Origin of the sequence: Leptolyngbya sp. CCY15150, from assembly GCF_016888135.1 — a bacterium.
Lineage (GTDB): Bacteria > Cyanobacteriota > Cyanobacteriia > RECH01 > RECH01 > RECH01.
Genome location: NZ_JACSWB010000084.1, coordinates 1 through 13039 on the forward strand (window position 1 = coordinate 1; position 13039 = coordinate 13039).

General features: G+C 49.3%; 5 protein-coding genes and 3 pseudogenes. 5 read left to right on the top strand and 3 right to left on the bottom strand.

Annotated elements, in window-relative coordinates; genetic code table 11:
* A pseudogene (locus tag JUJ53_RS00610) lies at positions 1-203 on the top strand (IS4 family transposase); the annotation flags it as partial.
* A gap of 516 nt (positions 204-719) precedes the next feature.
* On the opposite strand, the gene JUJ53_RS00615 reads toward JUJ53_RS00610, so the two are convergent.
* Positions 720-1052 carry a POTRA domain-containing protein gene (locus tag JUJ53_RS00615; protein WP_204150056.1) on the bottom strand — a complete coding sequence of 111 codons (333 nt, stop codon included), beginning with the start codon at positions 1050-1052 and terminating at the stop codon, positions 720-722.
* A 1099-nt stretch (positions 1053-2151) separates the two neighbouring features.
* On the opposite strand from JUJ53_RS00615, the gene JUJ53_RS00620 reads away from it, so the two are divergent.
* From JUJ53_RS00620 to JUJ53_RS00630, 3 genes are all read left to right on the top strand, one after another.
* Positions 2152-5835 carry a S8 family serine peptidase gene (locus JUJ53_RS00620; protein ID WP_204150057.1) on the top strand — a complete coding sequence of 1228 codons (3684 nt, stop codon included), beginning with the start codon at positions 2152-2154 and terminating at the stop codon, positions 5833-5835.
* A gap of 573 nt (positions 5836-6408) precedes the next feature.
* A complete protein-coding gene (locus JUJ53_RS00625; protein WP_204150058.1) occupies positions 6409-7884 on the top strand; it encodes a site-2 protease family protein in 1476 nt (491 codons plus the stop codon).
* 44 nt (positions 7885-7928) lie between these two features.
* On the top strand, positions 7929-9281 hold the full coding sequence (locus JUJ53_RS00630; protein ID WP_204150059.1) for an efflux RND transporter periplasmic adaptor subunit: 1353 nt from the start codon (positions 7929-7931) through the stop codon (positions 9279-9281).
* Between the two features lie 310 nt (positions 9282-9591).
* Here the strand turns inward: JUJ53_RS00630 and JUJ53_RS25365 are convergent.
* Both JUJ53_RS25365 and JUJ53_RS00640 read right to left on the bottom strand, forming a co-directional pair.
* Positions 9592-9825, bottom strand: a pseudogene (locus JUJ53_RS25365) (transposase); the annotation flags it as partial.
* A 141-nt stretch (positions 9826-9966) separates the two neighbouring features.
* Positions 9967-12048, bottom strand: coding sequence for an acyltransferase family protein (locus JUJ53_RS00640; RefSeq protein ID WP_204150061.1), 2082 nt, complete (start codon positions 12046-12048; stop codon positions 9967-9969).
* A gap of 767 nt (positions 12049-12815) precedes the next feature.
* Here JUJ53_RS00640 and JUJ53_RS00645 point away from each other — a divergent pair.
* A pseudogene (locus JUJ53_RS00645) lies at positions 12816-13039 on the top strand (hypothetical protein); the annotation flags it as partial.

A 13039-nucleotide genomic window follows, 5' to 3' on the forward strand; every position in this document is an offset into this window, starting at 1 on the left:
AGTATGTAGGACGTATCCAAGAGCACCACGATAAGACGCCTCGCCAGAGTGATTTTAGTCTGGGGCTCTATGGTCAACGATGGATCTATGCGATGGAATTATGGGCTGACTGGGCGTTCCACCTGATAGCACTCAAACCCCATAAACGGCTCTATTTTCAGCGCGGGTTTCATGCCCTATCCCTGATGCAGCAAGCTCTCTAGGTACGTTGTCACCCGTTCAGATGCCGGTCAGAAGATGCCCGACCTGGAGACGATCTGGCGCATCTACCTACGGCGGTTTGCCCTGGAACATTGGTATCGCCTTGCTAAGCAACGGCTACATTGGACACAACCCCAACTCCACTCCGTCCAGGCAACTGAGCGCTGGAGAGTGCATCGATACCCCCTTGCCCTGGCAAGCTGCTCAAGATAATCTAGCCCCAGGTCGGGTCGCCCCAGCCTTTGCCAGCATTTTGCTCGCGATTGGTACGCCGGCTCACCCCCCTAAACCCCGCGGAAAATCTCCAGGTCGGACGCATGGAGAATGCCCCGCGCGCCGGCTCCGTTATTCAATGGTAAAAAAACGAGCACCGAGACCGAAAACCTCCAAGACTATACGGATGCTTGCTGCGACCATGACGGTCTAATCATCTGCTTCTAGTACCCAGGTTCACCTAGTCTCAACTCCTTGAGGGGGATGAGCGACTTTTGTTTGCTTATCCCCATCCTCTAGTCCAACTAATTTTGTCCAAACTCTAGTGAAACGTTAGCGAATGATGCCGGAAGCGATCGCACATAACTGGGGCGCAGCCGCTCGGTTCCGGTCACTACAATTTCATCGACCTGTCCCTCCACAATCTGCACGATGGCTATCCCGTTAGTCAACTGATCGGAGCGAATCACTGCACCAGAGGTAATATAGCCCTGCTCGACATAAAACTGAGTAATCACCTGATTCACCTCGATTAGGTCAAGATAACTGAGAATTTGTCCGGTATAGTTTTCTACAAGGGCAGTTAATTCTGCATCGGTAAATTGAGTATTACCCAAAAACTGAAATGACTGTGCCACAAATGTGTCCAGCGGTACGGTGTTAAGCTCTATAACATCTACCTCTGGAATGCTTAGCTCCACAGGACTTGGTAGCTCTGGCGATAGATCGGGAATGGGGGCAAACGATGGCTGCTCTGGCAGTAAATCTTGGGACGGGGGTCGGTTTTACAGGAGCGATCGCTAGCGATCGCTCCTGTAAAACCGACCCCTGATCCGATCGATCCAGCGTTTCAACAGCAAGGACACTGGTAGGTATCAGCCCCCACAAGACTACTCTGCCGATACAGTACCTAACGAACCAGCGCCGGCCGGATCCTCGACATACTTGACATAGCATAACTAAGCTCAATATAAGAAACACCCTGCTCATAATCCGCGATCGCTTGTCTATAGGCGATCGCACCATGGAAAATACTGGCACGGCCGTAGACTTTACCGCGTTTTGCTCGCTCAAGTCATGCGAGTTTATACGGAGACATTCCCAAGCATAAGCATGAAAAATCAGTAAAGTAACTCGATACTCGTTACCCACCGTTACATGTAGCTTGAAACGTGCTCAAATTCCTGACTCTATCGTTCTATTCAACTAAGGTTGTGACAAGTATTCTATAGCGTTGCGAAATGAATTGAATCATAGGCACTGTATAGTTCTGCAAAATCCACCAAAAAATATGCAGGTATGTTGCTTTGATAAAGTGATGCTAGAAAAATACTAATTTTGTATGAAGAAGGCTATCGCTGCATATTTTTCAGTCATACTGTCTGAAGAACATATCAGGTAAAACACAACATCGATTGCTCAATGGAAGATCACCTGAAATGCCCGAGAAACATGGTTGTTTTGCGTGTCGATATAGCTCAATCCACAGAATCAAGCCGTCTGTTGACTGAGCCTGGTCGAACCCATAGGTGAGTATATTGCTTAGTCAGGTATTCTTGCTCAGGTGAGCGGAGCTAAACTTCGGTGCTTGGCTGAGTGGCACTGACGTTATTGCAATCAACCTTGATGATTCCATGAGCAGCGATCGCCCTTGATTTTTTCCCTAACGTTAGGATTTCTGCAAGACTTCTGGCGTTATCTCTTGCCAAATTTGCATACAATCACTGCAATCTACCCATGTCACAATCTAGCCAGTTTTCCCATCCTGCTTCCACCTTGCAAGCCTTTGCTCTCGAACCTATCCTCACCCCCAGCGGTTTGATAGATGGTGTTGAAGAAACCGTAGATGCTACCTCTATCGAGGTTCCAGGCTACGTGGATCCTACGGTTGAACGATCCGAATCTGAGCTAGATATGAATTGGGAGGATGATTCAGGCTATCCTACCGATGAGTCTAGTGATTTTAGTGACTTAAATGATGCTTCGCCTGATGATACCTGGACTGAAGGCCCATGGGATGATTCAGAGCTTGAGTCAGTACCGTTTATGGATCCACCAGAGCCTTATACCTTTGAATCAGGTGTATTTGTTGTTGGCGAGTCTGGCGAAATTGGTATTGACTATCTCTTTGATGGCGGCGGTTATCAAGGGGAGCTGGCTATCTTTAGCCTAGATGGGATGGACGACTTTGAGCCTGGCTCTGAGGCTTTTATCCAAGAAGCTGCCCGTCGAGCTGCCAGTGGTTCTGACTTAGGACATGTGATCGTGACCGATCGCACCGAGGGAGCGCGCTTTAGCGGCACTCTAGGAAGCAGTGATAGTCAAGATTTCAACAGCGGTGACTATCTGGGTGTGCAGACCTTCACCATGCGCCCCGGTGATGAATTTGGCATCATGCTGGTACCCAACGGTCGAGTGGAGCAGTTAGTAGACAATCCGGGACTGGAAGGAAATCTTCGTCCCCTCTTTTCCCTAGCGACGAACAATCCAGAGGATGGTCTACAAGCCGGTCAGATTGTGGACGTGACGGGAGATGGGAACACGTTTGTATTTGAAGACCTACGGTTAGACCAAGGGAGCGATCGCGACTACAACGACATTATCTTCCAAGTGCGCGGTGCGGTCGGCAATGCTGAGCTAATGGAAAACTGGATTGACCCAGCCAACGATTGGCGTACCGAGGATTTGGGTACGGCATTGGTAGAGTATGCCCAATCTTACATCGTCGAAACCCTAAATCCATCGTTTGATGCTCCAGTGGAAGATCAGCCCCTCATTGGAATTATTGACACTGGGTTTAATGAGAATAACCCCGATCTTGATTCTTCTCGAATTATTCGAGGTCGCGACTGGATTGATGGAGACGACAATCCGTTGATCAAAACGGGAGAGGGAGATGAGCATGGTACCTTCGTGGCTGGCATCATTGGAGCGACGCGGGATAATGACATGGGTATTGACGGTATCAATGACCAAGCTCCGCTTTGGCTTGGACGAGCGGTTGGGTCGGGGCAGTGGGCAAATTCGCTGATTGAGTTTGTTGATGCCGCAATTGAGTCGGAGCAGCCTAATGCAGTGGTCAATCTCAGTTTTGATCTGACTCAGGTTGATGCGGATGGAAACATCACTACACGCTATGAACTTACTCCTCAAGAGCGGGCAGCGATTGAATATGCTCGGCAGAATAATGTCCTTATTGTTACTGCTGCGGGTAATGATGGTGGTGTAATGTCTGTCTTAGGGCAGGCCTCACAGGAGTTTGACAACATCATTACAGTGGGTGCTGCAGAACGTCTGTATTCTGATCTGGAAGTATTCAAAGCCTATGATAGAAGTGACTACTCTAGCTATGGCTATGGCCTGGATATTATGGCGCAGGGCGGGACAATTGACATTCCCTATGTTTCGCTGGCTGAAGATGGCATAGGAACGATGGCTGGCACCTCTGTCGCTACCGCAAAGGTGACCGGAGCTGTCTCTCAAGTCTGGGCAGCTAATCCTGGTCTCAGCTATCGTCAAATCATTGAGATTCTTAAAAATACGGCAACTGATTTGAGATCTCCCAACTGGGATCTTGAGACTGGGGCTGGTCTCTTAAATATTGTTGCTGCAGTCAGCCTTGCAAAGTCAACTTCTCCAGAAGAATATGTGCCACCTGCCTTTTTAACGCCAGATACGTGGACAGGTGAAGGTCTTTTCACTCCAGGTGAGCGAGCTGTCGCAGATCAGTTCATGGGCAGTTACTACAACTGGGTGCCCTATACCATTCGTACTGGAGACACTCTATCTGGAATTGCTTTCAATACAATGGGAAATGGGTCAGCTCCCTACTACAATTTCATTGCACAGAAAAATGGAATTCCTAACCCGAACGTTATCCCGACAGGACAAAGCATACTAGTTCCGGTGAGAGTTGCAGCCCCGTCACAGTTTTCTGTGACGGGCGAGTTCTTAACAATATGGAACAATCTTGGCGGTTCCGGTGGGATCCTTCGCCAACCGACATCCAATCGTTATCAAATTTCGGGCGGTGTTAGGCAGAACTTTCAGGGAGGAGCGATTATTACCTCCAGCCGTGGCACTTTTCCCTTGTTTGGAGGGATTGGTGAACATTACCTAAATGTTGAAGGTGGTCATCAAGGTAGGCTTGGCTTACCGACTAGCGGGGAGATCGGCGTAGGGAATGGAGTCATCGTTCAGAACTTTGAGAAGGGGAGAATTGTCTACGGGAATGGCCCAACCCGAACAGAAATGAATCAGGCTACGCCACCTATACAGCCGACCCCAACCCCAACTCCAACCCCGTCCACAAGCATCACAATTGGTGGATTTAGGATTAGTGGAAACTTCTATCCTGTATTCCAGCAATATAGAAATACCCTAGGAAATCCTACTTCTGGCATCATCTCCCACCCTAGTGGTGCGACATATCAGCTATTTCAACATGGCTCAATTGTGAGTAGTCGCCATGGAACATTCCCGCTGTATGGAGGTATCCGAAAAACCTACCTAGATACTGATGGAGGTCTTAATGGTTGGCTAGGTGCTCCAACTAGTGCGGAAGTAGGGCTTGGAAATGGATTTATTAAGCAGACATTCGAGAATGGATACATTATCTGGAATGGTAGTCGAGCAACTGCATATCAAAATGGTTCCGGAACTCCCAGTATTTCTCAGCCACCCTCAAATGTACCGGTCAATAATTCTGGAAACATCAATTGGAAAAACACCCCTATTCACGTGAAAATTAGGGATTCTTACTTTTATGCCGGGCCAATTCCTGTAGCATATACCCTCGATCACTTCAAGTTTCGCTATGAAGAAACTAGGAGGCAAGGATACAAGAGTAGAAACCGCTTTCTTTATGCCCACTTATATGATTCCGTAGCTATTAGATCGGCTGCTCTTTACGCTGCAGGATCTAGAAATGCAGCCGAATTACTTTTTCACTATCTACAGAATGGTGGAAAAGATAAGAAAATTGATGTCAGAAAAGCTATAGAAGATTCACCATGGATTAAGCGAGTTGTTGATTTTGAAGGATCGTCTTCTAAGTTAGTTGAAGAGGCAAAAAAATATGTGTCCTCAATGTATAGAGAAGGAAAAATTGTTATGGGATTTCAAGGCTCCGGAAATCCCTCCTCTTGGGAGATAGCAAGTAATTCTGGCACAAGAGATTGGTATCTGGCTCTTGGTCAATTTGATCATTCTTATAGCGCATCTTTCAAATGGGAACATGATGGTTCTCAAAATCCAAGATCTGGAGTTTTGACAGTCAAAATAACGCTTTTGATAGCGGATCTATACAATTTTGACAACAAGTATTATGCAGAGAAAATGCTCCATGAAGCTGGTCTTGCACAGAACTTCTTCACTTGGGGAGAAATGGAAGTTATCAAGACGATTCCCATGAATGTTTAGATCCGACATTACGCAGATAGTCTTTTAACTTAGCTGTAGGATATTGTTAGGCATAGCGCAAATACAATCTCATAAAGTTTTGACGTGTCATACTATCATATTTTGTATCTTGCAAGTTCTTCCACAACTGGCGATCGCTCCCTGCTCTTTCTTTTGGCGTTGCTGAATCGATATATGATTTATGCTGAGGAGCCGTGAGCGAGACGCTCACACTACCTTGATGGTGAATGAGTTGTGAGTGTGAGCAAGATGCTCACATCCTGAGTTCATCTCTTCATTCAGCAACGCCTTTCTTTTTTCCTTTTTACATTTACTATGACCACATCTATCACCATCTCCCCCCCCCGCTGGCTCCGCCTCGACCTACGCGAACATTGAGCATTAAGGCATGATCGCCCTTTGAGACTAGGAGGGGGCGATCGCTCTCCACCGACTCTTGTAGTCCAAGGAGCGATCGCCCCCTCCTAGTCTCCTAACAATTGTTACGGATTTCGTAAAGCTTATGCAGAGCTGCATAAAAACCGAACAGTCCTGCGTAATCCTCTGTAGAGGCATTTTCCTAGGTTTCCCGTCATGACATCTACCCCGCCTGTCCGCGCTGAACTGAATGATACCTGGCTTTGCCCAGATCTAAGCCTACACTGGGTGCTGCTGCAAGACCCAGATGGGCAGCGTGTTTGGCTGCGGGGAAAACAAGCGGCAGTACGTCATGCCATGACGGTGGCGGAAGGATATGCTTTGCGGTACTTTGTGGGACGGTTTACTATCCGACGCGTGTGGCAGATGTGTCGGCAGGAGTTTTCAGACCTGCCCGATAGCTTCATGGCTGATCTGTTGCATAAGCTGGTTGACCTAGGCATTCTCAGCGTCGGTGATTCTGCGGAAGAGCCGTCTTCGGCTGAGGATGTAGAGACTGTAGCCCCCCTCCGTCCCACAACAGGGCCGCGTCTCAAAGAGTCTGTGCATTGGATTCAAACGAATGATGGCCACTGGATTTTGCGGAACCCAGTGGATATCACCTTTGTGCAGCTTAACGATGTGGGTAAACAAATTGTGGAGCAACTGGGGACAGAGGCTCCGGTGGCGATCGCTTCCCGGTATGGCGTATCGATAGAAGAGATGCGATCGCTGCTTCAGCAATTGGCGCTTACGGGGATGCTGGAAGGCACCGCGCCGCCCAAGTCGCCCCGCAAGAAGTTTACGCCCATGCAGTTGTTATTTTTTAAGCTGCCTCTGTGGAATCCGGATTCATTTCTTGGCAAGCATATTGATCGACTGCGGTGGATTTGGACGAAGACAATCTGGATGCTGCTGTGCATTGCCTTGGTAGGGACAGGGGCGATCGCTCTCCACCAACGAAGTAACTTACTGTGGACGGCCCAGATGTTTCTGACCCATCTAGATATGGGAACGACCATCACCTTTGGGCTCTTGGCCTTAGCGGTGGTGACGCTGCACGAACTGGGTCATGCCTTTACCCTGAAATACTACGGTGGTATTGTGCCAGAAATGGGCTTTATGTTCATGTTTTTGATGCCTGTAGCTTATACGAATACTACCGACCAGTATAGTTTGCCCAAGCGATCGCAGCGGATGCTGGTGGTGGGAGCTGGGGTGTTGTGTCAGTTGATCATTGCTACCCTTGCCTTTTGGCTCTGGAATAGTTTGGCGGTGGGCAGTTGGCTATGGCGGATGAGTTTTTTACTCTTTGCGGCTTCTGTCTTTACAGTTGCAGTCAACCTGAATCCCTTGGCTAAGTTTGATGGCTATTACCTGGCGGTGGCCGCAACGGGAATCAATAACCTAAGACAGCGATCGCTGCAGTTCTATGGCAATTTATTAACCGGTAAGCCTAGTCAAGAACAGGGAGGCGATCGCTGGGTTTTAGCCGTTTACGCACCTTTTAGTTTTATGTATGTTCTATCCGTCTTTGGTTTTTTGTTTCTCAATGTTGCTAACTGGACTTTAACCTACCTGCCGATCACGAGTCTTGTATTACTCGCCATTTGGGCAACCTATTTCTATCTGGCTCCAGATCCGCAAAACTAATCCGTTGTTTGCATTCGTCCTGTTGTTATATCGGAGTATCTACCATGACGATCCAGCGTCCATCCCAGCATCTGTCTCAGCCTTCTACTCAACCCAGTCCCTTTCGAGTGGTGCCCCCAACGGCTCCGGCAGCCCAATCTCCGGCCCCTCCAGCGGCTCCTAAGGTTCCTGCGGCGGTGGCACAACCATCGTGGAAACGGCGAGTGATGGTGTGGGGAGCGATCGCTCTGGGATTTGGTGGCATCAGCATGATTCCGTTGGATTACCAAGTGGGTGGAGACGTAGAGCTAAGCTGGCGGGAGACGGCGCGACAGTCGGTTCATGCACCTATGCCAGCTATGGTAGAGCGAGTGTTGGTACAAACGGGCGATCGCGTGCAGCCAGGGCAGCCCATTCTACAGTTGGTGAGTCGGGATCTGGAGCGAGAAATTGCGGATGTGCAGGAAAAGCTAGCCCAAGCCTATCGCAGTTTAGAGCAGGCAGAGCAGGAGCATACTCGTTCCCAAGCGGCTCTCTTGCAGGCGATCGCTCAGGAACAGGCTACCCGCGATCGCGCCAGTCGGGTGTTGAGTCGAGTGAGTCAGTTAGAGCAGGGAGTGTTGTTGCCGGAGATGCAGATTTTGCAGGTAGAACAGCAACGCTTAGAAGAACGATTGCTAGAAGCATCAGACAAGATCAGCCGCTATGAAGAATTATTGGCGGATGGAGCGATCGCCTCTCAGCGAGTGAACGATGAGCGCAGTATTTATCTAGATATTGAGCGAGATCTAGCAGCCAATGTAGAACGGATGCGCATGGTGCAGCGCCAGCTACAGGATGAGGCTATTGGGGAATCGGGCAATGTTGCCTACCAAGAAGCGAGTGTTCTGGCGTCCCAACTGATTGTAGAGGGGAGTCAGCAGATTTCGGCTCAGCAGAACATTATTTTAACCCTAGAACAGCGTCTTCAGCATTTGCAACAGGAGCGATCGCAGCTCATGCTCACAGCTACGACAGAAGGAACCGTTATTACCAGTGATTTAGATTTATTAGTGGGTAAGGAGGTTCGTTCAGAAGGTGCGCTGATAGAGATAGCAGAGCTCAGCCAACTTGTGGCGAACGTAGAGATTAAGGAAGAAGATTTGGAATATGTGCAAATTGGAAAAGATGTGTCGTTCCGTCCCCGTCAATCTAAGTTAGAAAGCTATGGTGGTAAGGTTGATGATATTCTCAACAACGTAGAAGTAGATGCAACCCAGCAGCAGCGGGTGGCAATGGTACGTGTTGTGATTGATAATCCAGAGGAGCGCCTGCGCCTAGGGGCAACGGGCTATGCCAAGATCTATTCTGAGCGAATTTTTCTGTATGAACGTTTGGGGCGGGAACTGCTCCGGTTGATTCCAGAACGTTTCCTGTAGCTACCAGGGGAGTCCCTATTTAGGTCGTGCCCATGGTGATCAGGAAGATTATAGTAATGAAAGGGTTGACTAGGATGCTATTCTAAATGCTTCTTCAATGGCATCTGCTAATGCTTCACCTGACTCTAAACGGCTATTGCTGAACCATGTCTTGTTGAGTCAAGTGACCATGAACGTTGGCAAAGGTCTCAAAAGTTCTGAGATCGTCAATTTTTGGCGTGGAACTAGGTCGCCGCTCTTGCTTGGGAATAAGGAAACTGCATTGCTGAATAGTCGTATGATTCCGCAAAATTTTGCATAGAGTCAGGACTTACGCAAGAACCATTGAGATCGCCGGTTGTTTAAGTTGCGTTATCAAGTCGTTGGACAACAGACCATGTTTGATTTGATCAATCGTTTGCCCACGCTGGTAAGCAAGTGTCTTCAATCGTGTCCAGACGAGCAGCGCACAAGCAATGGGATTGCGCTGAATCCGGGCTTTGCGGCACTGGGCCTCTACCCCAGTCAATTGCTTGAGTTCGCGGTGAAACGCCTCAATCGTCCAACGGACGCCAGACTCCTGTTGTGCGGCCTCCGTCGAGGTTTGAGTGATGTCGATATTCCTGCCACCGTCCCAACCCGAAGGCAGCGGTAAACTAAACGCCAACGTAACTGATATTGGATAGGCGATCGCGAATAGCGGTGGCTAAGGAGGTGTAGAAGAGAGCAGTGATCGCGCCCGAAGGAACTCAACCAGATCGTAGTAGACCAATGAAGCACCAAAATTATTGAGATGATCATCATCCGAAAAAACGAGTTGCCCATCATTTAGAAACGGAGAACATCGCTGCACCGAACAAAATAGCGGAAACGGATTGTAGATATGCAAATTGCTAGATAGCGATTCCGCCCGACGAAACGCCGTCACAATGGGTTGTAATACGTTCACCTCCGTTTCCGCACTCAACTGACAAGCATCAGACAACGCCCAGTCTGGACGAAACCACTGAGACTGGCAATGAATCGGATACTGCTTCCAGTCCGGCAACGGAGCCTGAACCACCAGAGCAATCTCCCGCTGCGCCAATTGATGAGCAATATCGATCAACTCATCCGAGTAAACCTCCAACCCTTGAGACAGAGGCAGCCGTCTATCGTTCAGAGCCAGAGCGAACTCCCCCTGCTGCCAGTGTTGTAAATCATTAGGATGATTGGGAGTAGCAAAATAGAGCTTGTATCGACTCGCCACCAAAACCATATCGCCAGAACGGCCATGACTCATCACCTCCGCCAGAAACGCTCGAAACAGCCCCAGACAGTCCGTGTCTGGACTATCCGTTAACGCCGAACGCTCCAAGTCCATCGAAAAAAAGCAACCCCCTTCCCCCGTCATAACCACCCGATCAACCCTACGGTCATTCACAAAACGACTTGCCAGCGCCTTGAGCGCCGCCGCATGACTGTCCCCCACAATGTACAGCGTCCGAAACGAATCCGGTAGCGCCTCTAACGGTGGGTAAGAACAATCGCTGAAATTTGCCGCAACCTGCGGCGTACGTCTACATAACTCATAACTTGAATCCAGCGGAAACGACGATTGAAAGAGTTCCGGATCGTAACTACCAGAATAAAGCGTGCCTTGCAGCGGCTTCGCCAACATCCATAGAAACAGCCCCGCGATTGCCATACTCAATAGCCCCTTCCCAATTGTCTTAACCTGAGATGGCGACCACTGAGCGTGCCGCATCGGTTTCTCAACCCAGTAATACGACATCAGCGCCAGCGCCGCGATCGCCCCCAATTGAAACGGCAGCGTCCACCGTGAAACCCCAATCGTCCACCGACAGAGCACAATCACCGACCAATGCCATAAATACAGCGAATACGACCACCGCCCAATCGAGACCAGCCCGTGAGTAGACATGAGACGAGTCATCAGCGCATTCGAGTCAAACCAACCGATAACGCAACAAGTCAAAAGAACCGCCGCGATCGTCGTAAAGACCTGAACACTCTGACTGACCAACAGCAGCCCCACCAGTAAACAGACACTCAGCCCCTGCAACACCGTCCGCATTCGCAATGACAAAACCGGGCAAGACCCGCCTTGCTGTGTCAGCAGAAACGTTAGACAGCCGGCCCCCAACTCCCAGAACCGAACCGGCATGAGAAAAAAAGCAGCCGAAGGATAAACCCTAGAAAAATGCAGATAGCTAAGCAACGACACCACCGATAGAGATAGCACCGCCAAGAACAACCGTTGGCGTCCAGATGGACAGCGCCGCACACAGAAGCCACATAACCCAGCCAGAATCGGGAACGCAATATAGAACTCCTCCTCGACCCCCAACGACCACGTTTGCGTAAACAAATTCAGATTCGCAGGTTGCCCAAAATAGTCCGTACTGCGGTGAAACAACAAAAGATTAGAGAATCCAACTAACGCAGCAATGCCCGTCTGCAAGGAAATCGTTGGCGTAGGAATGAATAGACATCCCACCAAACCCGTCACAACCACACAAACAATGAGCGCAGGATACAGACGTTGGATACGCTTCGCCGCAAACGAGAGCAAATAGTCCTTCCAAGGTTGATCCGGCTTGTGAGCTAGCGAGTAGGTCACAACAAAGCCCGAGATAACGAAAAAGATATCCACCCCAATGAAGCCGCTTGGCAACAGACTGGGATTGAAGTGATAGACAACAACTGCCAGGATGGCGATCGCTCGCAGTCCATCGATTTCAGGACGATAGTGTAGTCGAGAATTGGGATCTGAAGAATGAGTCAACGTTTTAGAATTCATACATACCGAGTTAGAGATGGCTAGACAACTCGCCAGAGCCAAGCAAAATTCAGAACACTGTACGAATGTGGTCGAAGGGTTCCGGACGTTTTAGTAAGTCGATGTAGCGAATAAGCCCCCACAAACCAAAGCCGACAAAGATCAGATTAAGCGCCATCCCCCGTGACCACTGAGTCCTGGTCAGCCTCGTGAAAAACAACGAGATCGCCCCGTTTGAGTTGTGTTTTAAGATGCTGATATCGGCATTGCAATCGCGCTAATTTAGGGACATACCTTTGCAGAGGAGAATATTCAGACTCAACAGTTCGGAAGACCCTCGCTGCCTGTCGTCCCCTTAAAAAGCGGAACCGAAGAACCACTGCCGAAAAGCATTTAGAATGGCAAACCTCCATTCCCTAACCAGTCCGTGAAGAGAGCCGCGCCAGATCTAAATTGCTCCATTTCGTCCGGCAGATAGAGAACAGATTGATATAGAACCGACTGGCTCGCACGAGAACTAGATAGCTAAAATACTAAAACAGAAGAAAGCGATCGCATACCCATATGTACGCATACCATATGTACGCATAAAGTATAAAACCAACTCGAAACACTGCCACTCCAACTCAATCCATCCGTCCTTGGTTATTTGAAGTAGCCCCTGATCCCGACGAAAGTTTCAGCCACTTTCTGGGGCGATTTCGCCGAGCCAATTGCCTGAGCGGAAGTCATCTGTCATCGATGCTAGGAGAGCGATCGCACATCGTATCGTATTGGGAAAGCCCGTCCCGTCAGCTGCAGAGGGGCCAGCTTGGTCTGCTTCTGAACCCCTAAACAGTTCCCCAGATCCCCAGCCCATAGATGAGCAGGTTGAACTAGACCAAACCTTGATGTACCAAGTCTTAGTCCAGCAGGTGCTGACCTCTCCCAGCGATGCTCCAGAGGCTGCCCCCAACCCCGAAGCAGAAGCAAACCCATGTCCGGATACAACCTTGGA